Here is a 23,632-nt window from a genome sequence, read left to right on the forward strand (position 1 = left end):
GGGCACTTGAATCAACATCACTGATTCAAGTGCCCAGATCTATATTTCCGTCCAGTCCAAATCTTTAATCTTTCCATAAAATGTTTTTTGCGCCCACTTCACAAATGGTTTGTCTAAACACTCATCTACAGAAATGGCCGGAATTTTGTCAATCCCCAGGTCATTCCGAAGAAAAAATGCATTAAATCCCAATTTAGATGTTGCAACCAATCTGTAGCCCTTTGATTTACCCAGTCTTTCGAAGGCCCTCAGAGACGCACTGTTGTAAATTCCATATCGCCTATTGTCTATCGTTTCGAACACAGTCTCACAAAAGTCTTTAGGTACTGTCCAAGATACATCTGCTGGGAGGATGCACTGAATTTCGACGACGACCACCCTTGGACTGATAACGTCTATAGCTTCCCATATCCAATAATCGATACTGTCGATGTCGATGGAGAGAAGTTCAACCTCCCCAGCTATACTATTGTCAGTGAAAAGTGAATTAATGTTCGCAGTAGTAACGTACTCGCATATCACTCTTGGTGGGTAATGGCGAGTTTGCCGCTTCTCTCCATATATTTTTCTCAGATACTCTGCATTTTCATTATTGCCTTCAATTAGTAGCCCGTCAAAACCATGATGAAGTATTAGATTTGCTGTGTTGCTCCCACCCAGGCCTGATCCACCGCCAACATCAATAGCGACTTTATTTCTAAAGCCTATAATGGCAAATATGCGTAGCAATATTCCATCTTCATCAGACTCGGAAAAAACTGAGAATCCATAGTCACTTAAAGGCCGATCAGAATCCGTAGCCTGACTTAACAGCAGTTTCTGCTGTATAGAAACAAACTGATCAGAGGTAGCTGTTGTGTATTCATTGAGCTGATGAATCTTGAGATTAGTTTGATCCATCAGAAATGATCTTATTTTTTTAAGAATTGCTTTTAGCATTTGACCAGTCTCCTAGACTACGTAAGCAACAGCCAGAATGATTTAGCGCGGTAAACTTGCTTTAGGTGATTCTATCAACATATTTTTAACTAAAGCTACGCTTATAAGTTCCTTTGGGTAACATTGAGTTATTGTCAAAACTGGTGCTTCAGCCACCGAATCAAGTGGCGATCTAATTAATTGTTATAACCTCTGCTCCGTCTTTGAATTTCACTCCGGTGATCACTTTGTCCAGGTACTAAAAAGTGAACGAGCCAACCTACCTCTGAAATGGAGACCTAAACGTAAGCAGCCGGCGCACTCATCTTGCTATTCCGGTTGCCAGTTGTGTGGCAACAGGTCATGAATGCGACTGGCCTTTTGAGTCGGTAGCCTGGCCAGCACATCTCTGAGATAGGCATGGCGTGACTGCTGGTAACGTATTCGTCCTGGCCTGACGAATCCACTTGTGAACCAGGTTGGCATTAAGATCGTGTTCCCTAGCGATTCTCGCAACAGACGCACCGGGTTCTTTGCAAGCTCCGACAATCTTGTGTTTGAAATCCGGGGAAATTCTTCGACGCCTAACAGGTGTAGCGAATACGCTTAGCTCATTCATGATAGTGTCCACTTAAAAATAGGTGGACACTATCGGTGGATCAAACTGAGCTAGCAAGATGGGTTTACCGGCCGCTTACATGCAGAAAGCTCTACAGGATGCTTCAGCGGGAAGGCTACAGTGGCTTGTGGGGATTGGATGCCTGGAAATAAGGGCATTTGTGTACATATTAGGCGAAGTGATTCAGGCTAGATCTTACAGGGAGTGTCTGGATTCCTCCTGAAAGCTGACATTAGCCACTCTGAGAACCTGGGCTATGTGATGGCCGAGATCGGCCAAAAGCCGACATTTCACCATTGCCAATTAGCATACTAGAGACTAATTTGTGCTGGTAATTCCGAACGTAGATTCCGAATATACTAAGAATTGAGAAATGGCTTCTCGGACTCCATTCATAGTGCTAACGGCGTTTACATTGTTTTCTATCATGACCGATAAGATATTGCTCAGCCGCTGCAGTCCGATCTCAGAATCTGAAATCGGCACTAACTGATTACTTTCTGCATTTCGTTTCACTCTATTATCGACTGCAATTCCTGTGAAGTAGTCATAGTAAAAATCAGATCGCAATAAATCTGCTGTTGTGAAATAGGCCTTTCTAGTTTCGATGTATGTAATTAACTGCCTTGCGACCGGGTCCGAAATCAATTGGTATCCTCCAGATCCTAACAAGTTGTCTATTGCGATTCGCTCAAACTCGAATGGTCGAGGCATTGCCCGTATTTGGCTTAATGTTGCACCCAAATTTACTTCTTTACCTTGAAGGCGTTCTTGAATTAATTCTACGGCAACATTCATGACCACTTGTCGCTCGGGCAGAATACGCAAATAAGCATTCGATCGTCTAAGCCCTTCATCGTATTCCGTAACCAAAGCAGTCAAATAGTCTCTTTCTGTATTCAATCTACTCCGATTATCCCACCAAGCATCAATCGAAAACGCCAATAATATAGAGCTAACAATAACGAAAGCTTCAACGGCAAATCTATTCCAAGGAATTTCTTGATTCATTATTTGGTTATTCTTTTTGTAGAGCAGGTTTCGGCCAGGAGCCGTCGTTATTGTTGTAATCGACCTTGTGTCTGCTATCGATGAAAGCCGACATTGGCTGTCAGGTCAAGCTTAAGTACATTCACGTCATAAAAGGGCAATTCTGCACACGTAGGAAAAGGGCATTTATTTAGCAATACGAGCACGAGTCTTGAAATTTCTTCAGAGGGAAATGGTTATTGTGGATCACCATTATCACCTGAATACCGCGTAACACGTTGAATATAAAATTATTATTTATTATTTTTTATAATTCTCTTTTGAATGAGCGCCAGGGTACTGAAACGATTGCTTAGAAATGAAGCCCCCCCGGCCCCCGTCTAAATCTTAATCACTAACACATTGAAATTATTAATAATAGCTAACGCAAAGTCTTGTTAAACAAGGTTAATCTACGTGTTATTTGCACGGTAACCTGTTGATATTTAGTATTTTTATTGAGTTTGTAAATATCCAGCATCGGATTAAGAAGATTGTTCTATCTGTCACGAACTTAGTGGTGTAGTCTGCAGCAGAGAGGGAAACATATGAAAAAACTACTGCTGTTATTGGTGTCTGTTGTCGTTAGTGGGTGCGTAGGAAATAGGGCTGTTCAAACTGTTCAGGCAGGTGACGAGGAAAAGTCTTGTGCTGCACTTCAAACTGAACTCGCGCAGTTAGGCGCAACTTTTGAAGATGTGAAGGATGATTCAGGAATTACAGGTAGAAATGTTGGCTTAGCAATTGTTTTTTGGCCAGGGATCATTGTAAACGAGGTTCGTGCCAACAAAAATCAAGATTCTATTGATGCGAGAATTTCCCATTTAAGCTCAATTTACAACGGTTAATGTACTGGTGCTCAGGCGCAGGGAAGTCAGACTGTTCAATTATCCGATAGGTTAAGAGAATTGAATGATCTCCGCGATCAGGGTTTGATCAGTGATGAGGAGTATCAAAACGCGCGTCAGAGAGCGCTAGACAGCCTGTAGCAAGGAAGGTTTGTCGAAGAGTAGAGGGCCTCCTGATCCACTGGTTCAACGCAGGCCTACAATCAGCCCAGGTACTCATTGCCATGGGTATGCGGGCGATTCAGGATACCGTGCTCAGTGGTCACCGAATAACATGACCGCCCAGAACCATTGAGTTTAAAGGGTTTCAATATGAACGAATAGGTTCTAAACACCAACCCCAACCCCATTTCAGGGAACCAGCCACAATGCGTTTCCTGCGCTACCTGTCACCCGTACCTGGATGCCCCAGGGAGGACCCGCCGCCATACGGAATTCTGGCCGCTTCCCATAGGGTGGACGCCGGGCTACCTGTCACCCGCAGTGAAAGCGCCCGGGTAATTTGCAACTACTAACTCTCAAATTCTGTAAAGCACGGAATTCCCATGGAAGCCATGATTGAGCATTCGAGCATTCTTGTAGTACCCGCCGCGTCATTGTTTATCTGAATCGCGTAAGCGTTCCCGTTTGAGCATTCGACATTCCAGTACACAGCACCGTCTCTATCAGCCCCCTGCTTGAATACGCGTGTTGCAGTACTGCAGGATCTGTCGCTTTGCCGTAAGAGATTAGCCAGGGCATTGGCACGCTCTGCCGGAGTCAATCGATCCAGTAATTCCGAGCCAGGATTTGCATTGGCAGTACAGGCAAGGAGGAAGAGAGCAGGAAAAGTACAGGTAGTTTTGGTCATTGTTGTCTCCTAATTTATTGCTAATATCAGCCGGATTTTCCGTTACACCAACCCGCCATTCCCTAACGTGGCTCAAAACCCTGCTCTGATAATTCCTTGCCCAGCTTGGCAACTGCTGCCTGCATGGGTTCGCATTCTGAATCATCGGCTGACAACTGCCGTAATTCTTCCCAGCCAATACGTTTGGCAAGTTCCGTTAGTGCCCATGCCTGCTCATTGTTCAACTCAATGTAAAGCGGCTTACCCATCCTGAATATTTCCTGCTTCTTATAAACTGAAAAACCTACTGTAAACCGTTTTATATGATTCGGAAACCAGCCACGCGCATGCGCATTGCTGCGAAATCTCTCTGGAAACCAGCTGACAATCGGTTGGTAATCTGTACCAGGCAGAACACTTCAAAACGTACACCCGTATTCTTAAAGGCATAACTTATTGTTTTTAAAGTAATTAGTATCTGCCACACAGTGTTAAATAGGACTGTTTAACTACAGTTTCATGCCCACCCATAAGGTCGAGCACATAGCCCCCCTGGCTGAGTGTTCTTAATTTCGATGGGACTCCGAATCTCCAGCGGGGTGCTATACCCCATCCTGTGGTTAACTGAAGCCCCCAGGGGGTTCGGTGGCCTTGCTAGTGGCTATATCAGCGCATCTTTGGAATAATTCGGCTGAGAGGTCGTCTGTATCCACAACACTCACTAACCGTGTAACAGCGCCCCTCAGCAACTCCTCAATCAATTCATTCTGCTCGTATGCAGCAATTGCGCCCTTGAGTAGGGTCGTATAAGTCTCTGGGTCTTTTTCCCAGGTCTCCATAAGTTGCTCGCTGCTCTTGGTTAAGCCAGCGGCCATGGCCAGCTTCCTGGACTGTTCAATAATTAAATGGCGGTTTTCACCCGCTAGTAACTCCTCATTGCTCATGGAGGCATGGAAATTCATACTGATCATAACAATCATCCTCTATGTTAAATTTTCAAGGATGAATAAGGGAGAGTGTAGGGGCAAGGCTCCATCTGGTTGCTAGGGAATGGTCTCGCTTTAGATAAATACATATAAAATACAATGGGGTATAAATGGATTTATAGAAAAAAAGAGTATGCCGATATGCTAGTCAAAGGATTTGTTGTGCGCAGGGTGTACATTTCATGACTATATATAGTATTTTTACCTAGGCTAGAGACTATATATCGTTTCTACACTATTGCAGGACATACGAAATGATTAAAGCGGACGGAGTTCTGCTAAGGGCTGATTTGCCCCCATCTACCAATTTTAAGACTGGATGTATTGTTGCTGGCCGTGGTCTCAATACTAGTCAAGCTGGCTTGTTTAGTTTTTTCTGAAGACATATACTCTGCAGCCCTGTCGAAATGGCTGGGCTTGAATACATGCCTTGGGAAGACTACTGGCCATATACTTCATGCCTGTGGACTTCATGGTTCGTTTTAGCGAATGTCGAGAAGGCGAGAACTACATCCTTAAATGGCCTTTAAGGGATTTACTCAGTAGTAAGCAGAGACCAAAAAAAAGAAAAGCTAGGTTTCAAACGGTGGGCTTACATGATTGATGATTGTACCGAGACTTTAGAGTTAGATAATGCAGAGGCTTCGTCTGAAATGGATGAAAGATCTAAAATAGCTCGCCAACGAATACGCAAATATATGAAGGATAACAACATCAACCCCGCTAACGAAAGGGGTGATCTTCCTGTGTCTTTTCCCCGAGCAGGGCTAGTCAAAGTATCTGGCAGCGCTCACATAGCAAGCGGAAAGGTAGCTAAAAGATGGGTTACCGATTTGCGATTCAGGTTGGCTTCATTTCGCTAACCTTGGTCGCTATGAATTGTCGCTATCATGAATGACGATTTAGTGCGGAATGTTGCGGAAATAATTCACGACATTTATCTCCAAGATTTTCTAGAAATCTACGGCTTAACAATAGCCATTGCTGAAACCCACCCTGAGCAAGTAAATAATGAATTGCGAAATGCATTAACGCATCTCGCACGAGCATTATCGTCTGAAGCTGACGACCCAGAGAAAGAGCTTGAAAGTGCAAAAAGCCATATTAGGCGCGCAAAGAGAGATTGTCTCAAAATTGCCATACTGCACAAGCGAGATCAAATTTTGGGATCAATACATCGAATTGAGTACGATCAAGGAATATTGCCAAGCAAGTTAAAGACAAGGCTAAAGACTATAGAACAAAAGCGGCGAGATGTATTCAGGTCAGAATCTTCTGGCAACTCAGTAACAGTACAACTTCAAGAAATATTGGCAGACGTGCTAGAGTTGGGGGATCAAATTCTCACGGACCACCAAGACCCAGGGACAATCATACACGGACTTAAGAAGTATGGGCAATGGGCTTTTCGTTGGGCAAGAAATGGTTCCTTCGCCATTCTATTCACCTTGTTCACCACATGGCTGGGCGTCATACTTTTTCCTGAGAATTCTCTTTTTGTGGAGTGGGGGGGAGAGTTATTGCGGAGAGTATCATCACTATTACTTACTGAGTAATTCGCAAAATAGCTACATGCTTTTATGTGTGGAAGTCCGATTTGAGTCCCGTCGGAGACTGTAAATAGAATTGTGTAACTGCCCATAACTGGTTAGTTTCCTAAGGAGGACACCATTATGGGCTCTGCAATGAATTAAGAAAAGTCGAGATTGGGTAGTGTCTCAGTTTGAATTTTTCTTCTTGTATGGTCCGCGCTTTGCAGGTGCCGGGGCGGCATCGTCGATCAGACCCACAATCCATCCCATATCGTAGCAGGTATCAGTCAGGCCAGCCTCCATTGCAGGGGTAACTTTAATTGTCTTGTGAATCCTGCAAAAGTTGTAGTGCAGGAAGTACAGCGACAGCATATGGATATGGTTGTCGATTTTCTTAGAGAACGCGTTTGTCAGTCTGGTAAATCTGCGGTTACCCATGCGGATAGACAGGTTAGAGCGTTCTACGTGTGACCTGGAAACATGGTCAAAATCAGGGTTGCCAGTTACGTGCTTCTTGATTGAGCCGGTGCAATGAGCAGGGCTGTATCGGCCTTTGAATGCTTCCGGTGCCGCTCCGTACAGCTCAACCAGTTGGGCGTAGTCAACATCTGCACCGAAGGCATCCTCTACTGCTTCCAGATGGGTTTTGTGGCCGTCTGTAGTCAGTTGGACCCTGTTAGCGCAGCCTGCGCTTGATGTCGTCCATGAACTCCAGGGCGTAGCCTGAATCGCGACCTCCGACCAGATATGACACGATCAGCTTAGAGTCGGCATCAAGAGCGGTCCAAGTCCAGACGTCGCCAGCTTCCTCAGGAGCAGCCTTCGCGGACTCCACGTTCTTTTGTTTGGCGTAGCAGATTGACCAGATTTCATCGCACTGGATGCGGCTGGCTTTGACGTTGTTGACGTGTTCATAGTGGTATTTAGCGCAAGCCGTTCCGGCATCAATCAGCAACTTAGAGACCGTGTTGATAGAAACGCCAGTGATTCGGCTCACTGATCGCATGGAAGAACCCTCAACCAGCATGTTGAGGATTTGGGCGCGTTGTTTTACAGGCAACTTGTTCATGCCTGTGGAATATGAACTTTTATGCTTAGCGTCAAGCAATAATATCAAATATTTGTCGCTTGGATTGCCTCACAAAATTGAACTATAGTCCACAGAAATCGGTTACTCGACATCATCGAGATTGACATATATGTCAATTTTAGCAACTATAATGGACAGAACACAAAGGGGGCAGCTGTATGAGGTTGTCCCAAGATCCAGTCGAGATCTTAGGCTGAGGCGACTCTATCTCAGCGAAAGCCTTTGGCTCGAGTTGCGCGCACCTAGATCGAGTGAAGCCGAAATACAAAGATTTGCTGATCTAGAAGCTGACCTAGAGGTCTATGTCAATCGAAGGCAACTTGGCCCAGAATATCTCTTTGGATTAAGCCCCAGAGGCTGTGGTGTCTGGGAAATTAGAAGTGTTTGGGACCCCCATATCAGAGTGTTTGGAATGTTCATGGGGAAAGATTTATTTATCGCAACACATTTAGAAATGCGAAACGATCTTGGGCCATTTGAATCACAAGACTGGATAAGGGCAAAAAGAGAGACTAAGGCAAAAATCAGGAATTTGATGGGGCCCTATAATCCAATAATAGATAGTGACGTAAACAATTTGGTTTCTGGAGCAATGAATGGACAATATTTTAAATAAGCAGATGAGCACTAGGGATTTGTATTATTACAGGCGCAGGCTCCAGAATAATGTTTATCATGACATTCTGGATCGCTTTTATGAGCTTGCAAAAACTGAGGGCCTAAATAAGAAAAAGCTGGCCGAATTGGTTTCTAAAGATGGGTCACAAGTAAGTAACTGGTTAAAGCGTCCAAGCAATCTTACTTTAGACACAATCAGTGACCTTCTGCTTGCGATGGGCGCTGAACTAGATACTGGCGTCATTCCAATCGAGGAGACAGAGCCAGAACACGCGATTACCATGCCATTAAGCAATGTCGTTGATTTGAAAACTTACGCACCACCGGAAGAAAGCACAAAGCGCTATTACGATCATGCCGCAACCTAGCTTCAAATTTTACCAAGCACTATACTGTGACGACTATAGGGTTGAAGTTACTGGTAAGGGGTTTGTAATCGGGTTACTATCCAATGTAATATTTTTTAGCGAATTCCCAATCACTTTTGAATTTACGGTCTGTCTAGTAGGAGAGGCTAAAGACGACTTCTCGATCGAAGTTAGGACGCAGTTTATTCCAGAACATGACGGGAAGCCAATAACTATTGGCGCTGAAGCTGGAGGGAAAATTAATGAATTGCACGGACGAGATTCGGTTGCAATTTTTCTCCCGCTGCGAAAAAACAAAATTAGGGTTGATTGCGAAGGAGTGTTGATTACTGAAGTCCGCACCAACAAGAAGGGCGCTAGGTGGAAAAAAATTGGGCAGCTAGATATTACTCAGAAGTCTTCTTCCAGCGAGTCTGTGCTGCCTTCCTAGCAATCTCTTCCCTTTGCTCTTTCGTAAGCGTCTTAGCCCTAGCAGCCCCACCCTTGCGCCCCAGCGCCTGAGCAGCCTTGTTTTTCCCGTTCTCGTCTATCTCGTCCTCGATCTCATGGGTGGCGGTCTTGGCAATCTTGACGGCGTTGCCGATCACGTCAGCGGGTCGCTTCTGACCTTTGGGTCCTTTAGGCATGACGAATAACCTTTTTCTCAGATCCACAGGTAGAGCAAATGCCATCGTTCCTGTCGTAGTCCGCCGAGAGGCCAAGCGAGCTTGTTATCTGCTGTACTTGCTGCCGTCTGCTCAAATCAAGCGCGGCCTGTATGCAGTCATCACAATAGGCGTTCGGTCTGTTGATTGTAATATAATTAGAAACGTCTTCTGGGACTGTCATGCCTAATCCTCCTATACTTACCGCTAAGCATAGCAGATTCGGGGGTCTAATTCAGGAGGGCTGGAAATTTCAAACTGAGGCACTACCCGAGATTGACACACCCCGCGTCCGCTCGGGCTCATTTGATCCCCAATTTGTCCGCAAGGGCCAGACTCGCCTCACTCTGAATCGCCCCGGGAAAATCGGAGGGTCGTTAGTTTGAGTCATGCCGCCATCGCAGACTCTTCAATTTTGTCATAATACTGCTTTTCATATTCAGCCGGTGGAATATTTCCTATCGGTTCCAGCAGCCGCCTGTTGTTAAACCACTCCACCCATTCCAGGGTAGCGTATTCAACATCGTCAATTGTCTTCCAGGGCCCACGCTTTGGATTGCGAATGACCTCGGTCTTGTAGAGGCCGTTGATCGTTTCGGCCAGAGCGTTATCATAGGAATCGCCCACAGAGCCTACGGAAGATTCGATGCCGGCTTCGGCCAAGCGGTCGCTGTAACGGATCGACAGGTACTGGCTGCCCCGGTCGCTGTGGTGGATCAGGTTGTCGATCTCCTTCCTGGCCCAGATCGCTTGTTCCAGGGCATCCAGTACCAGTTCTGTTTTAAGTGATCGGCTTACCTTCCAGCCGACGATAGCGCGTGCATAGACATCTACCACGAACGCCACATAGACAAACCCTGACCAGGTGGCTACGAACGTAATGTCCGCTACCCAAAGCTGGTTAGGCCGCTCAGCAACGAACTGACGGTTTACCAGGTCAGAGGGCCGGTCCTGGCTGTCATCGCTGATAGTCGTCCAGCACTTGGCACCACCTCGACTTACACCCTGGATGCCAAGCTGTTTCATCAGCCGATCTACCGTGCAGCGAGCAATGACAAAACCCTCGCGCTTCATTTGCCGCCAGACCTTTCTGACACCATACACTTGCTGGTTCTCGTCCCACACACGCTGGATCTCAGGCTTAAGGTGACGGTCACGTATTGATCGGTTGGATTCTTTGTCTGGATCAGATTCCCGGTCTTTATGCTCATAGTAAGTTGAGACAGCTATCGGCAACTGCTTACACATTGGCTCGATTCCGTACTGTTCTTTGTGAGCATCGACAAAGGCAATCATTTCTTTGGTCGGCGGTCGAGCTCCGCCTGGGCGAAAAAAGCTGATGCCTTGCGCAAAATCTCGTTGGCTTGCTTAAGCTCTCGGTTTTCCCGTTCCAACTCCTTAAGCCGATCTCGATCTGCGCTAGTTAAGCCGTCTCGCTTGCCTTGATCGATCTCTGCCTGCTTGACCCACTTACGTAACGTCTCAGGCGTACAACCAACCTTTGCGGCTATTGAATTAATCGCTGCCCATTGCGAGCTGTGTTGATCCTGCTGTTCAAACAGCATCCTGACAGCGCGCTCTCGATACTCTGGTGAATATCTTGTTCCTTTCTTCATAAGGGTCTATCCTCTCAAGAATTAGACCCTCCGGTAAACCCGGGGCGATTCACTCAGATGGAGGATCAGATCCTCGCTCTGTATGCCAAGGGCCTTAGCACGATATCGTCGATGCTGTTGATTTGCATTTAAAACTGACCCCTGGGTCTAAATCCACTGCAATTCAACAGCAGACCTCAGGTCTGAAGTACTACACCCAAATTTTTTTCGGTAGACCTTCAGAATATTGTATTCTTATACAGTATTTCCGTGTAATGACAATCAACTGGTCGGAGCGACGGAATGAAACTTTTAAGTGCGTGATACTGCAGACCAGCACCTTGTTAACTTCCATGAAATTGGCTACGAATCCGGGTGTTTGATCATTGATGTTCTCCTGTGTATGCGCCACTATGGGCTGTCTGTAATCTCTTGGAAGCACGCAAAATCAATGAGTTACGCCTATATCTAGGTGCCTCTGACATTTTGATCTCAATCGATTGATCGCATATTGATAGCAACGAAAACCAATCCTGCCTTCCTTCTTTTAATTGCCCCAAATCAAGCCAAGTCCACTCTCGGTTTGCACTCCGCTAATTCGAGGGTATAGGATGGTTCTGTCTATGAGGGGTAAATGTATGCAAAAAATAATCTTTACGGCACTAATTGTGACAATGTCTACTGCTGCTTATGCACAGAAAACATATACGCCGAGTCAACTCAATCGCATGGTGGAAACTGGTCAAATTCCTGCACAGGGTCCGGCCAGGGAATTGCAATCACGATCATTATCGTTTACAGAATGTAAGACAGTGGTTGAGGGCGTTATGTCGCAATTGCGTGGGTCGTATCCGGTAAGAACCATCGTAGATACAGGAATTCTATACACTGTTAAAGTGTGGACAAATGATGGCGCGATTACTGCGAGCTGTTCAGGGCCAGACAGAAAAATGGTTATGACACAAGCGCCGTATAGATAATTGAGACACACAATGAAAAGGCTACTACCACTTATCATCTTGCTGTGTTCAACAAACGACCTTGGCGGATTGATCGCAAATACAACAGGTATTCCAATTATAAAGGTTGTCAATTTTAGTCAGTTTAGCGGTCCCACTTTCTTCAGTGGTGGACCACTAGAAACCGGTAATCTGGTTGGTGAAAGCATCACTTGGACTTCAACAGATTCCGGGGCTGTGATTTTTGGTACGGATTTTACCAATGGGTTAAACGGCAACGGAAAATGGTTTCTAAGTAGAAACGGATTTATCGGTCTTAAGAATAGCTTTACTCATATGGACTTTGTTTTTGATCAACCTGTTAATAGTGTTGGGGGTGTAGCGGGTTAAGTGTGAGGTTTTTGTGTCTGATTTCAGAAAGCCACTGATTGTGATTTTTCTTCTTGGTTACGCAAACTATTGCGCAAGTCAAGACATATTTTCATCTATAGTATTCGGGTCTGACCCGTACTATGTGGTTGTTGACGCCGAAAGTCCTTGTGGGATGGAGAAGATTTGTCTAAATGATGTCAATACTCTACAAATCTTCCCGCCAAATCCTACTGGATATATATCATACAAAGATGCTCTCGCTCGAGCGGATACAGGTTCGGCAGACATTTATCAGTTCGCGAAGTACGAATGTAGGGCTAGAACCGATGAATACTGTAAGGACGAAATAAGCATAAAAATACCTAAGGGCTACGTCTATTGTCGGCATCGGGTAGTTATGAATGATTTTTCCAATGCTAGATATCAAACAACAACCCATTTAGATCACGTTGATTTGTCACTTTATGCCGTTGGTGGTGGTGCGCTATCGCCTTGGCACGGCCGTATAGACTTAGTATTGGAAGTAAGTTCCGTACGTGAAAGTTCATATGTTGCAGAAGATGGACGTTGTCTAAATCCATGGAAATGGGTACAACGAGCTGATGGGAAGAATGTTGGTTACACTATGCCTCGAGAATGTTTTGATCCATTAGATTCTATTTTAGATAAGGCATGTAGAGTCTGGGACAACACAGGGACAGCAGGGATTAGAGTTCGTGAACTGTCTCCTCCTAGAAATACTGGAATAGATCCTTTGAATGATTAATTCAGGAAACGCAATTTATTATGTGGAACAGGGGTGATAGAGATGTTGAAATACACAGCAGTCGTCATTTGCTTTCTATTCTCCTCAAGTATAGAGGTATCCGCTGAAGTCACAGAAAGTGATCTTAGAGAAGCGAGAAAATTGGTAGACCAAGAGCATGCTTCCATGAAAGCCTACAGGTTCAATCCTGATTGGGTGGAAGTAATTGATAGTGAAACGCTAGAAAAATTTAACCGAGTTTTAGATTTGCCGTTGACCACAAAATGGTTTCAAGAGAAAGGATGCACTCCCACTGAAAAGAATCCAGCCGGGATGTGCAACAGCTATAGACCAGAAATCGAACCACACCAAATTACGCTGGAATATAGCGAATCATCCCTTGGAGCAAAGCTTATGGTTGACCGGGAAGTTGATCTCCAGGAGCAAAGAAAAGAATCCTATGAAGAGAATCCCAATAGGCAGGCTCTCGATTTATTGGATCAGGAAATGAACCAAAGAGAAGAATCTCAAAAAATCTCGAAAGAATACTACGACAAATTGGTAATGGATAGAGCAGAATTTATAGCAAACGAAAGAGAAGCAAGCGAACTGGAAATGCGACTGAAGGCAGAACAAGAAGCAATGCGTGAAAGAGTGAGGGAAGGTTTGGCGCAGCAAAGAACGTCAGAGCTAGGCGCTCAAACAGCATCAACAGCACAGCGTTCTGCACCGAGTCAGAATAATGATGAAAATGGGACTGGAGTTGGTCATTTCCCAAATTTCGAGGAAGAAAAAGCCGAGATTTTGAGAAAAATGAAAGCAAATGAGCCTCTAGATGGCGATAGACTAGAGCGAATGATAAAGATTTTAGATGGGACTGGCTGAGTGCAAATTTAAGCCTATTGCAGGCGCTTTCCAGACTTCCCCGCACAAGTGGGATTAGTTACCTACTATGTTCCACCGCTCGTTCGGGAACAAAGCTGATCGTGTCCACGGCGGAGGCGTCCGCAGAGCTGATCAGCGGGCCTGACGTCGACGCGGATGGTGTGCCTGATCACGTCTCCACCGGTCGGCAAACCCCGAGTTCGTGATTCAGGATCGGTCTCACGCCGCGACCGAGGCCATGATCGAGGACAGAGTCAACGGCGTTCTGGTGTAAATCGTGGGGGACCCCAACCTATACGGGTACTCGAAGCCGGATTACTTAGAGGCCGTACAATCCTGCCGACGCCGTTCTTGAGACTACTATCATCGCAAATACGCGCAGTTTGATAAACGGCGCGCTGCTTCTTAATCAAGTGCCAGCGATAACCCCCATCGTAGACGGGAAGCGACAGATCGCGACCTATCTCCTGGGATTCTGCATAACGGTGGTGCGCAGCCGCGACTTTGACCCTACGGGCCGGAGTGACCCCTAAGGCAGGTCAAGCGATACCCCAGGGTAGGCAAGTTGTCAAGAAGGCGGCAGCCAAGTAGGGGTAGCGAAGACTTTTAGTTACACTTGTAGTAACAACAATCATAACCTAACTTATATAAATGCAATAAAAACAGAAAGATAGTATTTAATATAGACTCCTATTACCGGCACCATCTCACAGGGGGCCAAAACTCTCTTGCCGCCGCGCATTTTAGTGAGCCTCTGATTAAGTACCACAATGCTCTGGGAATTAATCAGAGGTTCCTTAGAATTCATTCAATACTCCTGACTTTGACGGGCTGTTCTCTTGCCAGATAGCGAATGTCTGGCTTTGTTTTTCGTCTAATGGATTCAACCAGTCGGTTAACTTCAGGTTCAAGAGCACCGTCGCGCATACTTAGGTTGAAAATGTTCATTGATTTGATTTGTGCGGCAACGTCATTTCCTTCGCTCACCCATTCCTCCACCGGCCCTAATTCGCAAATTCTGGCAGGGATAATTATCGGGGACCCGTTCATTTTCGCGTAATGCAATGCAAGAAAGATCTCGTCCCTTACCCAGGAGCTCTTCAGGCTCGCTTCGGACAGCAGGGGAATGAACACATCGGAATTCGCAATAGCTTCTCCCAGCGTCTGAGATATCTCATCCCCAGCTCGCACCCCCTCGATATCCTGGAAGCAACCGAGACCCCGTGCTTCCAGGCCACTTCGAATTGCCTGGGCTTGCTCTCCATCACTGCGCGAATAACTCAGGAAGCAATTGTCTCCCATGGTGTAGGAGGACCTGGCAGCTATCCAGAATATCGGTCCTACGAGACAAAAAATGACTACCGAGAACGCACTTAAAATTACGAAGTTAAGCAAGTCCGCCTCTCTGCTGAGATCAAAAGGGGTAGGGCTGACCACTGCCCCAAATTCCAGCACCGCAAAAATTACAAACAGAACACCGTACTGATTGGCAACCCTGAGCTTTGGCAGCCGCATCTTCCATGTGCGTACGACGTGGCCGAGCAGTAGTAGATCTCTTCTGGGTATCGAAAACCAAAACAATGCATAGGCCAGGCAAAATCCTGTCCAGCCCGAGAATATCCAGAAATGCCAATCCATAAGAACTGCTGGGCCAGGTTTGCGAAAAGCCACATAGTTGATCAGTACGACAATCGCGGTCATTAATGCAACCCGGGTGGTTTGTATCGCATTGAGAACTGGATCCTCTGATTCATGATTTCGAGACAAAAACCATGCGAAGGCGTCCAGCGAGAAAAAAACCGCAACTAAAATGCACGTGAGAGTTGAATATTCGTGCACGGTCCCGGTTCGGGCGAAAATTATAGGAAAAATCAGTGAAAGGGCACAAAGCGCAATATAGAAAATTAGCAGTCGTGGTCTCATTGCTAGTATCCCCCTGTCGCAGCGAGAAGATGTGACAGTAGATCAGGTAGGCCGACCGCAGTAGTCAATGTTTGTTCACGGCCTGGAGTTATCTGCGCGCGATAAGCCGACAACCGGAACGATCCGGCCAAAAACAGCATCAAGAAAAATCCAGTAAGGAGAGTGTTAACAATGGCTTGGTTGGCATAGAGTGACTCTCCGGAAGAGGGTGGCATTAAGCCGAAAATCTGAATTAACAGGCGGGCTGCCGCGGCATAACCCGCAGCGGCTCGGCAGACTCTGTGTCTTTTCAGTTCTTGAAACAGGGTACCCATGGAAAGACCCCTCACAGAGTGTGGGCACGTCTTCCATGCGGAAAACCTTAACACATCGAAGTGGAAATTGAATGGATTTCGTGGGAGGTGGCCCTAATGCTTCCTACACATGAAGCCAACTCAATTACCCAAGTGCCGTGTATTCCAAACCATTTTGAGTCAGGCCGACGAAATCCATCTTGGTCAGATTGAGTTTATGATCCATGACCAATTCGCCCAGGCTGCCCTGAGTAAAGGCACCGTTGTCTAAGAGGTCCGCGGTGAGAGCACTCAGATCCTGCTGGGATGGGGTCTGCCCCACCAGACTGACATAGATCAGATTGACCTCTTCTGTATTACTTGGGTTGACGCCAAGGATCACATCGAAAGCCGCCTGCATCAGGGTTGCGTTGTCGATAGCTATGTTGTCGATAATGTTCAGCCCGATACTCAGGTATTCTTTGTTGTACCAGTCATCCTTACCCAGTACCACGCCGAGCACCTTGGCGATGATGCCGGCGTTGCCATCCAGATCGAAGGCGAGAGAGGTATCGTCGAAGTGCAGACGTTCGTTGTCAATCAATCTGTCTGTGCCGGCGCCAGCCGGCCCGCTAACAGTAAGTTCGCGCTGGTTATTGAGTATTGAGAAATTCGCCATCAAACCACTGAACAGCGCATGATCGAGACCGTCGCCACCCTCCAGCAGGTCGTTTCCATCCAGTCCTTCAAGGGTGTCATTGCCTTCGCCGAACCGGTTATGACATGTTCAGATATCCCCTTGCCGCGCAGCCTGGATCATATGATCGGCGGCCCGGAAAGCCAGCGCCATAATGGTCATGGTGGGTTGTCCGCGCCCGGAGGTGACCAGGCTGCCGCCGTCAACCATGAACAGGTTCGGCACGTCGTGGGCGCGATTGTATCTGTCCACCACCGAGGAGGCGGGGTCGTCTCCCATGCGACAGGTGCCCAGCAGGTGCACACCGCCGGTCTGGCCATTGGCCGCGTAGTTGCCGCTGGAAATCTTGATGGCCCCGGCGGCCTCCATCAGTTCCCGTGAGCGGTCCAGGAAAAAATTCATGGTGGCAAAGTCATCGGGATGATTCATGAAAGTGGTGCGCAAAGCGGGCCGGCCCCACTTGTCTTTAACCTCGGGATCCAGGCTCACGTTGTTTCTGGACAATGGCAGGCTGGTGGTATGTCCATTGAATGAGCAGGTGTGTGAGAACTCCCGCTCCAGGTTCTGCTTGAATTCGCTACCCCAGCTCGCGCCACCAAAGGGGCTGCCGCGCATGGCGAAAGCCATCGGTAAACCTCGCGACAGATGGCGCGCATCGATACCACCGCCGCCGTAGAATCCGTGGCTCGAGTCGATGCTGTAGAAGTCGTGAATTACCCGGGTGGTGGGGACGCTCTTATGGGCATTGATCGGGTGCTCGAACAGGCCGGCGATAGAAGACGAGCCGTTGAACATCAGGTTCTTACCCACCATGCCGCTGCCGTTGGCCAGGCCATCCGGAAAGCGGCTGGATTCGGACAGGAGCAGCAGGCGAGGGGTTTCCGCGCCATTGGCGCATAGCACTACGGCCTTCGCCTTTTGAGCCTGAACAGTGCCATCCTCCTCCCAGTAAACCACTTCGGTTACGCGGCCGTTGCTGTCAGTATCTACCCGCGACACGGTGCAGCCGGTACGTAACTCGCAATTGCCGGACCCCAGAGCCTCGGGGATCATTGCCACGGCGGTGGACGACTTGGCGCCCACTTCGCAACCGAAGCCCAGACAGAAGCCACAGTTAACGCAGCCGGGTCGGCCATTGAGTGTGCCGGATAGGATGGCGTGGGGCTGGGGATAAGCCGTCCAGCCCAGTTTCCTGGCAGCCCGTTCCAGCAGAACGCCCGAGGATTTGACTGCCAGCGGCGGTAGTGGATAGTCCCTGGAGCGGGGCGGGTCCCATGGCCCCTGCAGGCCCGACATGCCGATCTCCCACTCCACCCTGGTGTAGTAGGGTTCCAGCTCTTCGTAGGTGATCGGCCAGTCGGTAAAATTGGTGCCAGGTATCTCACCCCGAACAGAGCGTTCCATGAAATCGATAGGACGCAGGCGCCAGAAGTTGCCCGAGTAGTGAGCGCTGCTGCCACCGACATTGTGCGCGTAACCCAATACGGCCCGGTCGGCAATTTCGGCTTTTTCGTGTTCGTAGCGTCGGAAGGTCTGGGGATGCCCTTTGCGGGGGCCCCAGACCAGCTCTTCGTTCTCAGTCACCGCCCATTCGTCATGGGTAAAGTCGGACGGTTGCAGATAGGGGCCCTGTTCCAGAACGACCGTGGAAAAGCCTGCCATGGACAACTCCCGGGCCACGATTCCGCCGGCAGAACCGGAGCCAACCACGACAAAATCCACTTCTTCACGGGTTGGAAAGGATGCCTGTGCCATGCTTATTCTCCTGTTGCCATGTATTCGGCGTCGTAATGGCCATAGGGTGCCTGCCAGACGTGACGGTCCTCGAAACCTATCAGTTGCCAGCCGATCTGATCCCGGTTGCCACCGTAGGCGGGTGAAGCAAACGTTCCGGCGACGGTCAGATAACGCATGGTGTTAAAGAAAGCGGTTTGTTCGATTCCCCGTAGCAGTGAATCCTGCTGCTCGGCTGTCAGTGTGTAAAATGTGGCGCTGCCGAAAATTGTCTTGCAGGTGGTCAGCAGCTCAGCCAGGCCCTCGCGCATGGTCGGTAGTACCTCTGCGCGACTGCTGCTCAGTATGTTGTCGATAAAATAGATCACTCCCGCTTCCGTAGCACCGGGTGTCTCGTCGGTGGGAATGATTCGTGCCGCAATGGCGGCATATTCCCTGGCCTCCCAGGCGCTCAATGCTGAGAACGGTCGGGCCGACTCCATGGCCGCCTGGGCTTCCTTGCCAGCCGCCAGCAAAGAGGGGATTGTCAGTACCAGCAGCGAATTTTTCGCGTTTTCTGTGGCCGATTTAAGAAACGCACGGCGGCTAAGAGCTTGTTCGTTCAAGTGAGTCTCCCGGGGTGACGGATAACAGGATCAAGGATGCCAATGGCGCCAAGGCGCACTATCTGTTTTGCCTAAGCAAAACCCACGCCACAGCTGTCAATTCAGCGGCGAGCCTTTAATCCCGGGGCATTGGAAAAAATTTGACAGCAGGGAAGCTGGCATGTCCGACCTCATCGGGTGCACTGAGGCTGACGCGCTCCCCGGAATGGTGCGCTGCACAATCCGCCGGGGCCCGTTGTGGGGCTTACCGAGGGCCAGGGCTGCAGTGGGGCCGGGAACCGGCATGATGAGGTGGTTGCTGATACCCGCCTCGAGACGCAGGTTGGCAAACATGTTAATCGCCTGCGCCGACTTGAGTCCGAGGCAGGGCATCAGGCAGTTAACAAACAGCAGCAGTGTCGTGAGTCCACCCACCAGCAAGCCCGGGCCAGCACCGCGGACTGCCGTCTTCGACCCGGGGGCTTTTCCGTAGCGCAAGACCAGCCAGCAGAATGGCAGCACTGCCGGTAACAGCAGGATCGTCACCAGGGAGTAGGCGCCGTAAATGCCCCCCAGCATCATTAATCCCACCGTGATTGCAAAGGCAAGGAGATACATGGGGTCGGTTGCCCGGGCGCGGATCGACTGCATTTCTGGTGAGCTGACGATGGCTTTTGCGGCTTCATTGCCAATGAACAGGGAATGCAGGGTAATGGAAAGCACGGTGAAGGTGATGTACATGGCGTAACTGCTCAGGGCCAGCAGCATGTGGAAAAGAATCCCGCCGGCTATTCCGATATGTCTCAGTCGACGGGACAGCAGCATGACGATCAGAGCGCCTTCAACCAGAAAAGTGCCGTAAATCGCCGAGTAGTCAACCATTGGCCCTTCCAGTAAGCGTAACGGGACCGGCATTTTCTGCCACAGGGCCACGGCGCAGCTGGTAAGGGGGTTGAGAAAATCGGAATTGATCTTGTGGAAGATTCCAAAAAAGTACATGACCAGCAGGGCGCCCTGTCCAACCGGTGCAAAGCGCCGGAAGATTGCCTGCCAGTCACTGCCCCGGGCCCAGGCGGTAAAGAACGAAAGCCAGTATCCAAGCAGCAGGATATTCCTGATCAGGGTGTGATTGGATTGTACCGGTGCCTGCACGACAGCGCTCACGGTACTGACCACCATTAACAACCACAACAGGCGTGCCGATGCCGGTCGAAAAAACAGCGCCAGCGCAGCGCCCAGCAGCACAGCCTGGTCAAGCCCGGTTGAAGCGGTTAAAAGTGTCGACTGGCGTCGATAGCAGGGCGAGAGCATTGACCGCGTCGGCGCCGCCAAGCCGTTTCCCGTCCAGGTCGACAACCATGCCCTCGTCGAGGTTGAAGCCTTGCCGTTCCAGACCGCGGCGACCTTCTTCGTCGTGGCGAAGGTCTTGAAGTTGTACCGATCCGGCGGTCTCCTTCAGTTTAATGAAGTGCACGTAGCGATCGCAGAACGGGCAGTTGCCGTCGTAATAGATAATCACTGACAAGAGGCTGTTTCTCTTTGGCGTAGGGCAACCCGACGTGCCGGTAAATAATCAGGGGTTCTATAGTGTATCGGTTAAATGCGCCAAAACTCTGGTTGAATTGGCGCCGGCAATCTCCTGGCGCAGTGGTCGGAAAAGGATTACGGATCGCCTGCGATAGTGTTATAAATGCCTGCTGTTCCGGGTTGGCGCTGCGGTCGTGCCGGTTTTACTGGCGCACTTTCACACCGCTTCTGGTAAATTGCCCTGTCAGGCCGATGCAGGCCGGCGGCGATGGGCCTGACCAGCCAGCTGCAAGCGGGGACAGAGCATCGTGGGAGCGAATCAGGGGTTCCTCAAGCTGGAGCACTGTCTACGACAAACCAGTGTGAGCAGACCCTGAGGAATCTCCGATTAATTACCCACAGCGTTGCAGCAGTTAATCTCTGTTTCCTGGTTAATTTGTAAAGCACCAATACTGAAAAGCTCTCAAGGCGTACTCCACTCCATGGCACCCAAGATCAGACTGGACGTGAATGCAATCGCCCCCCCTATCCTCCTCGCGGGACTGCTGGCGGCCATGGCGCTGACGGCGCTCGAGTCTCCTCTCTACACCTGGGATCTGGTTCCCTATGTGGCAACCACGCTTGCCGACGCACAGACAGATCCTGAAACGCTGCACCGGGCAACCTACGCGCAACTGCGGGCGACGTTGCCGGCACCGGCCTATGAGTTTCTGACCAGCGGGCCTTACGCTGCCCGGATGGCCGAGGATGCCTTGCAGTTCAGCAGTCAGCTCCCGCTGTACCAGGTCAAGCCCGGCTATATCTGGCTGCTCAGGCTGCTGGACGTTTTCGGGCTGGAGCCGGTTTCCGCAGTCATGCTGCTGTCGCTGCTACCGGGACTGCTTATCGTCCTGTTGCTGTTTGTCTGGGTCCAGCCCCTGACAGGCGCATGGCCGGCACTGGGGATTGCTGCTCTGTTCATCCCCTCGGCGCGACTGGTCGACATCTCCCGGGTGGGGGTGCCGGATAATCTTTCTGCGTTTGTGTTGTTATTGGCCGTGTATGGTATGACCGCCCGACAGTGGCGTTCCGCCAGTTTCGGACTGTTGCTTTTCGCTATAGCGGTACGACTGAATAACATCGTGTTTGTGGCGTCGCTGCTTGCTGTGATGGGGCTGTCTGCCTGCCGGAAGAACAACTGGCGTCCTGACAGAAGCCTGGCGCCGATCGGTTTTGCGCTGGCCGCCAGTGTCAGTGTTTACATGGCTATCGCCATCCGCAACGGCCATCAGTGGTGGAGGCTGTTCCATCATACATTCGTGGCCCCCATTTATGATCTGAACAGCTTTGACGAGTCTTTCTCGGCGCAGGTTTACCTGGATGTGCTCGCCTCTGCAATGGGTCAGATCCTGGCCAGTGGTGCCACGCTGAATACAGTCCTGCCGGTGTTTCTGCTCCTTGGGTCAGTCGCGGCGTTGCTGCCAGGAGCCAGGCGCTCGCCTCTTCTGGGGGTTATGGCTGTCATCCCGCCGACCTTGCTGGTCTACTTTCTGATGTTTCCGTTAGTGCCCGGCTGGGATCGTTTCTTCACGCCTTTCTACGCGCTGGCCGTGGTGTTTGCCTGTGACGCAGCTGCCAAAGAGGGAGGGGACAGACCACGTTTAATCTGAACGGGTTGGCGGTCTGTCAATCCTTCCCCGCTCCGTTCGCTGGCCAAGGGTAAGCTTCCCCAACAAATAGAATATCACCCACGATAAACCACAACTTCTGCAGAAAAACGTGGTCTGTCCCCTGTATTGTTACTGGTTCCTGCCGGGGTTGTAGCGCAGGTACGCAGGCAGATACTGGTAGCCCAGGGCGCGCTGGAAACGTGCTACATATTCTGTGCGGGTGAATGCCGGAAAAGATTCCAGTTGGCAGGTCTTGCCGAGGTCGTTGCGGTAAGTCAGGTAATTGGGCCCGGCATTGTAGGCGGCCGCAATCAGGTTGCGATAGTGTGTCGAGCGCTCCTTGCCTGCCTCTTCGAAGCCGCAATGCCTGGCGATCTGCTCTTCGATATACAGTATGTACTTAAGGCCGGCCTGCAGGTTGGTGCTTGGATCCTGCACCCGCGGCAGGCCCATCTGCTGGCCGGTGGTTGGCAGGACCTGAAAAGCACCGATGGCTCCTGCCGAACTGGGCGAAACGTTCGGATGAAACTGGCTTTCCACGTACATGATCGCAGCGGACAGCTGAAAGCGGGACGCCGGTGAAAGCGTAAGAATCGAATCGCCACCGGCAGTTTTCCAGGCGGCAGGTTGGGCCATGCTGCGTAACTTTTTCCCGCTGCCGAAGCGGCTGTTGCGAAAATCTTCGGGAAAGAAGGACAGCAGGTGGTCCATCAGGCAGCGCTCCACATAAACAATCGGCTGTTCCCTGACCTTGATGCTCCACGGCTGTCGAGCCTGGCCGTCGGCACGCAGAAAGTCTCCGTTGGCTGCGACCTGGCAGGGAGACAGATTGCCATTGGCCATAGCCGTGACCGACCAGCTCAGCAATAACAGGCCCCCAAGGCTGAAAGCCCGGCGGGCAAGCGGATGGTGCAGTATTCTGGCCAGGCGTGGGGCTGAGTTTTTCATAACTGTTCTGGAAAAATACCTTGGTCTGTGGGCGCGCGACTGTGTTTTATTTCACAGCCTGGATTAACTGGCGGTACTCGCCGGGCAAGCTCTGATTGATTACCAACTCGGTGCAGTGGTGCCGGCCAGGCTCCGCCGGGTGGGGCCTGTCGGGTGCCCCTGCGCCGTTGTCGCGCTTGGCAGGGGAGCAACCATTCCCTGCCCAGGTTGCCTGGCAGCAGCGCCCGGCAGACTCATGCAGCGCGTTGTGGTAATTAATCA

Annotated in this window: 22 protein-coding genes, 4 pseudogenes and 1 other annotated feature; of the genes and pseudogenes, 9 read left to right on the forward strand and 17 right to left on the reverse strand. The window is 49.7% G+C overall.

The genetic code is table 11. From position 1 onward, the window contains the following. Positions 1-39 precede the first annotated feature (39 nt). From R3F50_11330 to R3F50_11345, 4 genes and pseudogenes are all read right to left on the reverse strand, one after another. Positions 40-939, reverse strand: a complete 900-nt coding sequence (locus tag R3F50_11330; GenBank protein MEZ5490898.1) for a hypothetical protein — start codon at positions 937-939, stop codon at positions 40-42. A gap of 309 nt (positions 940-1,248) precedes the next feature. Continuing rightward, positions 1,249-1,341, reverse strand: a pseudogene (locus tag R3F50_11335) (transposase domain-containing protein). Positions 1,342-1,423: 82 nt separating this feature from the next. After that, positions 1,424-1,537: pseudogene (locus R3F50_11340) on the reverse strand (transposase). Positions 1,538-1,855: 318 nt separating this feature from the next. After that, a complete protein-coding gene (locus tag R3F50_11345) occupies positions 1,856-2,548 on the reverse strand; it encodes a hypothetical protein (protein MEZ5490899.1) in 693 nt (230 codons plus the stop codon). A 566-nt stretch (positions 2,549-3,114) separates the two neighbouring features. Here R3F50_11345 and R3F50_11350 point away from each other — a divergent pair. Then, positions 3,115-3,414, forward strand: coding sequence for a hypothetical protein (locus tag R3F50_11350; GenBank protein MEZ5490900.1), 300 nt, complete (start codon positions 3,115-3,117; stop codon positions 3,412-3,414). Positions 3,415-3,471: 57 nt separating this feature from the next. Further along, a pseudogene (locus R3F50_11355) lies at positions 3,472-3,555 on the forward strand (SHOCT domain-containing protein). 771 nt (positions 3,556-4,326) lie between these two features. Here R3F50_11355 and R3F50_11360 read toward each other — a convergent pair. Then, positions 4,327-4,512: a hypothetical protein gene (locus R3F50_11360; protein ID MEZ5490901.1), complete on the reverse strand. Its 186-nt coding sequence runs from the start codon at positions 4,510-4,512 to the stop codon at positions 4,327-4,329. Between the two features lie 351 nt (positions 4,513-4,863). Next, a complete protein-coding gene (locus R3F50_11365; GenBank protein MEZ5490902.1) occupies positions 4,864-5,214 on the reverse strand; it encodes a hypothetical protein in 351 nt (116 codons plus the stop codon). 905 nt (positions 5,215-6,119) lie between these two features. On the opposite strand from R3F50_11365, the gene R3F50_11370 reads away from it, so the two are divergent. After that, on the forward strand, positions 6,120-6,785 hold the full coding sequence (locus R3F50_11370; GenBank protein MEZ5490903.1) for a hypothetical protein: 666 nt from the start codon (positions 6,120-6,122) through the stop codon (positions 6,783-6,785). 162 nt (positions 6,786-6,947) lie between these two features. Here R3F50_11370 and R3F50_11375 read toward each other — a convergent pair. Then, positions 6,948-7,830 (reverse strand): annotated as a pseudogene (locus R3F50_11375) (IS1 family transposase). A gap of 130 nt (positions 7,831-7,960) precedes the next feature. Between R3F50_11375 and R3F50_11380 the strand changes: the two are divergent. Both R3F50_11380 and R3F50_11385 read left to right on the forward strand, forming a co-directional pair. Then, on the forward strand, positions 7,961-8,467 hold the full coding sequence (locus R3F50_11380; protein MEZ5490904.1) for a hypothetical protein: 507 nt from the start codon (positions 7,961-7,963) through the stop codon (positions 8,465-8,467). Further along, the gene (locus R3F50_11385; GenBank protein ID MEZ5490905.1) at positions 8,448-8,837 is read left to right on the forward strand and encodes a helix-turn-helix transcriptional regulator; all 390 of its coding nucleotides are present in this window, start codon (positions 8,448-8,450) and stop codon (positions 8,835-8,837) included. Before R3F50_11380 ends, R3F50_11385 begins: the two co-directional genes overlap by 20 nt. 386 nt (positions 8,838-9,223) lie before the next feature. Here the strand turns inward: R3F50_11385 and R3F50_11390 are convergent, their stop codons facing one another. Together R3F50_11390 and R3F50_11395 are read right to left on the reverse strand one after the other, a co-directional pair. Further along, positions 9,224-9,463, reverse strand: a complete 240-nt coding sequence (locus R3F50_11390; protein ID MEZ5490906.1) for an RNA-binding protein — start codon at positions 9,461-9,463, stop codon at positions 9,224-9,226. Between the two features lie 405 nt (positions 9,464-9,868). Beyond that, positions 9,869-11,097, reverse strand: a protein-coding gene (locus R3F50_11395) for an IS3 family transposase (GenBank protein MEZ5490907.1) whose coding sequence is annotated in 2 segments (ribosomal slippage) — positions 9,869-10,809 and positions 10,809-11,097 — 1,230 coding nt in all. Because the reading frame shifts where the segments join, the coding sequence is not laid out codon by codon here. Beyond that, positions 10,705-10,819: a sequence feature (AL1L pseudoknot), on the reverse strand. Its footprint overlaps the gene before it by 115 nt. Positions 11,098-12,068: 971 nt before the next feature. On the opposite strand from R3F50_11395, the gene R3F50_11400 reads away from it, so the two are divergent. From R3F50_11400 to R3F50_11410, 3 genes are all read left to right on the forward strand, one after another. After that, positions 12,069-12,425: a hypothetical protein gene (locus R3F50_11400; protein MEZ5490908.1), complete on the forward strand. Its 357-nt coding sequence runs from the start codon at positions 12,069-12,071 to the stop codon at positions 12,423-12,425. Between the two features lie 379 nt (positions 12,426-12,804). Continuing rightward, entirely contained in the window at positions 12,805-13,173 is a 369-nt protein-coding gene (locus R3F50_11405) for a hypothetical protein (GenBank protein MEZ5490909.1), read from the forward strand. A gap of 42 nt (positions 13,174-13,215) precedes the next feature. After that, complete coding sequence (locus R3F50_11410) at positions 13,216-14,037, forward strand: hypothetical protein (GenBank protein MEZ5490910.1); 822 nt, start codon at positions 13,216-13,218, stop codon at positions 14,035-14,037. Between the two features lie 804 nt (positions 14,038-14,841). Here the strand turns inward: R3F50_11410 and R3F50_11415 are convergent. The 7 genes from R3F50_11415 to R3F50_11445 all read right to left on the reverse strand — a co-directional run bounded on the left by R3F50_11415 (position 14,842) and on the right by R3F50_11445 (position 20,766). Continuing rightward, the gene (locus R3F50_11415; GenBank protein ID MEZ5490911.1) at positions 14,842-15,876 is read right to left on the reverse strand and encodes a toll/interleukin-1 receptor domain-containing protein; all 1,035 of its coding nucleotides are present in this window, start codon (positions 15,874-15,876) and stop codon (positions 14,842-14,844) included. Between the two features lie 86 nt (positions 15,877-15,962). Then, positions 15,963-16,274, reverse strand: a complete 312-nt coding sequence (locus R3F50_11420; GenBank protein MEZ5490912.1) for a hypothetical protein — start codon at positions 16,272-16,274, stop codon at positions 15,963-15,965. Between the two features lie 124 nt (positions 16,275-16,398). Then, positions 16,399-16,911, reverse strand: a complete 513-nt coding sequence (locus R3F50_11425; protein MEZ5490913.1) for a hypothetical protein — start codon at positions 16,909-16,911, stop codon at positions 16,399-16,401. 108 nt (positions 16,912-17,019) lie between these two features. Further along, positions 17,020-18,684, reverse strand: a complete 1,665-nt coding sequence (locus R3F50_11430) for a GMC family oxidoreductase (GenBank protein ID MEZ5490914.1) — start codon at positions 18,682-18,684, stop codon at positions 17,020-17,022. A 2-nt stretch (positions 18,685-18,686) separates the two neighbouring features. Continuing rightward, on the reverse strand, positions 18,687-19,268 hold the full coding sequence (locus R3F50_11435; protein ID MEZ5490915.1) for a gluconate 2-dehydrogenase subunit 3 family protein: 582 nt from the start codon (positions 19,266-19,268) through the stop codon (positions 18,687-18,689). Between the two features lie 96 nt (positions 19,269-19,364). Beyond that, entirely contained in the window at positions 19,365-20,558 is a 1,194-nt protein-coding gene (locus R3F50_11440) for a hypothetical protein (GenBank protein MEZ5490916.1), read from the reverse strand. Continuing rightward, positions 20,500-20,766, reverse strand: a complete 267-nt coding sequence (locus R3F50_11445; GenBank protein MEZ5490917.1) for a DUF393 domain-containing protein — start codon at positions 20,764-20,766, stop codon at positions 20,500-20,502. Before R3F50_11445 ends, R3F50_11440 begins: the two co-directional genes overlap by 59 nt. Before the next feature lie 490 nt (positions 20,767-21,256). Here R3F50_11445 and R3F50_11450 point away from each other — a divergent pair, with 490 nt between their 5' ends. Beyond that, on the forward strand, positions 21,257-22,423 hold the full coding sequence (locus tag R3F50_11450; protein MEZ5490918.1) for a hypothetical protein: 1,167 nt from the start codon (positions 21,257-21,259) through the stop codon (positions 22,421-22,423). Positions 22,424-22,552: 129 nt separating this feature from the next. Here R3F50_11450 and R3F50_11455 read toward each other — a convergent pair whose 3' ends face one another. After that, on the reverse strand, positions 22,553-23,371 hold the full coding sequence (locus R3F50_11455) for a transglycosylase SLT domain-containing protein (protein ID MEZ5490919.1): 819 nt from the start codon (positions 23,369-23,371) through the stop codon (positions 22,553-22,555). Between the last annotated feature and the right edge of the window lie 261 nt (positions 23,372-23,632).

The sequence above is a fragment of the Gammaproteobacteria bacterium genome (assembly GCA_041395725.1).
Lineage (GTDB): Bacteria > Pseudomonadota > Gammaproteobacteria > Pseudomonadales > Pseudohongiellaceae > NORP240.

What these genes read in the sequence shown, in the direction of transcription:
- R3F50_11450 (MEZ5490918.1), top strand. Translation starts at nt 21,257, where the DNA reads ATGGCACCCAAGATCAGACTGGACGTGAATGCAATCGCCCCCCCTATC.
- R3F50_11360 (MEZ5490901.1), bottom strand. Translation starts at nt 4,512, where the DNA reads ATGGGTAAGCCGCTTTACATTGAGTTGAACAATGAGCAGGCATGGGCA.
- R3F50_11455 (MEZ5490919.1), bottom strand. Translation starts at nt 23,371, where the DNA reads ATGAAAAACTCAGCCCCACGCCTGGCCAGAATACTGCACCATCCGCTT.
- R3F50_11400 (MEZ5490908.1), top strand. Translation starts at nt 12,069, where the DNA reads ATGAAAAGGCTACTACCACTTATCATCTTGCTGTGTTCAACAAACGAC.
- R3F50_11440 (MEZ5490916.1), bottom strand. Translation starts at nt 20,558, where the DNA reads ATGCTCTCGCCCTGCTATCGACGCCAGTCGACACTTTTAACCGCTTCA.
- R3F50_11330 (MEZ5490898.1), bottom strand. Translation starts at nt 939, where the DNA reads ATGCTAAAAGCAATTCTTAAAAAAATAAGATCATTTCTGATGGATCAA.
- R3F50_11385 (MEZ5490905.1), top strand. Translation starts at nt 8,448, where the DNA reads ATGGACAATATTTTAAATAAGCAGATGAGCACTAGGGATTTGTATTAT.
- R3F50_11425 (MEZ5490913.1), bottom strand. Translation starts at nt 16,911, where the DNA reads ATGGCGAATTTCTCAATACTCAATAACCAGCGCGAACTTACTGTTAGC.
- R3F50_11420 (MEZ5490912.1), bottom strand. Translation starts at nt 16,274, where the DNA reads ATGGGTACCCTGTTTCAAGAACTGAAAAGACACAGAGTCTGCCGAGCC.
- R3F50_11350 (MEZ5490900.1), top strand. Translation starts at nt 3,115, where the DNA reads ATGAAAAAACTACTGCTGTTATTGGTGTCTGTTGTCGTTAGTGGGTGC.
- R3F50_11430 (MEZ5490914.1), bottom strand. Translation starts at nt 18,684, where the DNA reads ATGGCACAGGCATCCTTTCCAACCCGTGAAGAAGTGGATTTTGTCGTG.
- R3F50_11380 (MEZ5490904.1), top strand. Translation starts at nt 7,961, where the DNA reads ATGTCAATTTTAGCAACTATAATGGACAGAACACAAAGGGGGCAGCTG.
- R3F50_11370 (MEZ5490903.1), top strand. Translation starts at nt 6,120, where the DNA reads ATGAATGACGATTTAGTGCGGAATGTTGCGGAAATAATTCACGACATT.
- R3F50_11405 (MEZ5490909.1), top strand. Translation starts at nt 12,805, where the DNA reads ATGAATGATTTTTCCAATGCTAGATATCAAACAACAACCCATTTAGAT.
- R3F50_11345 (MEZ5490899.1), bottom strand. Translation starts at nt 2,548, where the DNA reads ATGAATCAAGAAATTCCTTGGAATAGATTTGCCGTTGAAGCTTTCGTT.
- R3F50_11410 (MEZ5490910.1), top strand. Translation starts at nt 13,216, where the DNA reads ATGTTGAAATACACAGCAGTCGTCATTTGCTTTCTATTCTCCTCAAGT.
- R3F50_11390 (MEZ5490906.1), bottom strand. Translation starts at nt 9,463, where the DNA reads ATGCCTAAAGGACCCAAAGGTCAGAAGCGACCCGCTGACGTGATCGGC.
- R3F50_11365 (MEZ5490902.1), bottom strand. Translation starts at nt 5,214, where the DNA reads ATGATCAGTATGAATTTCCATGCCTCCATGAGCAATGAGGAGTTACTA.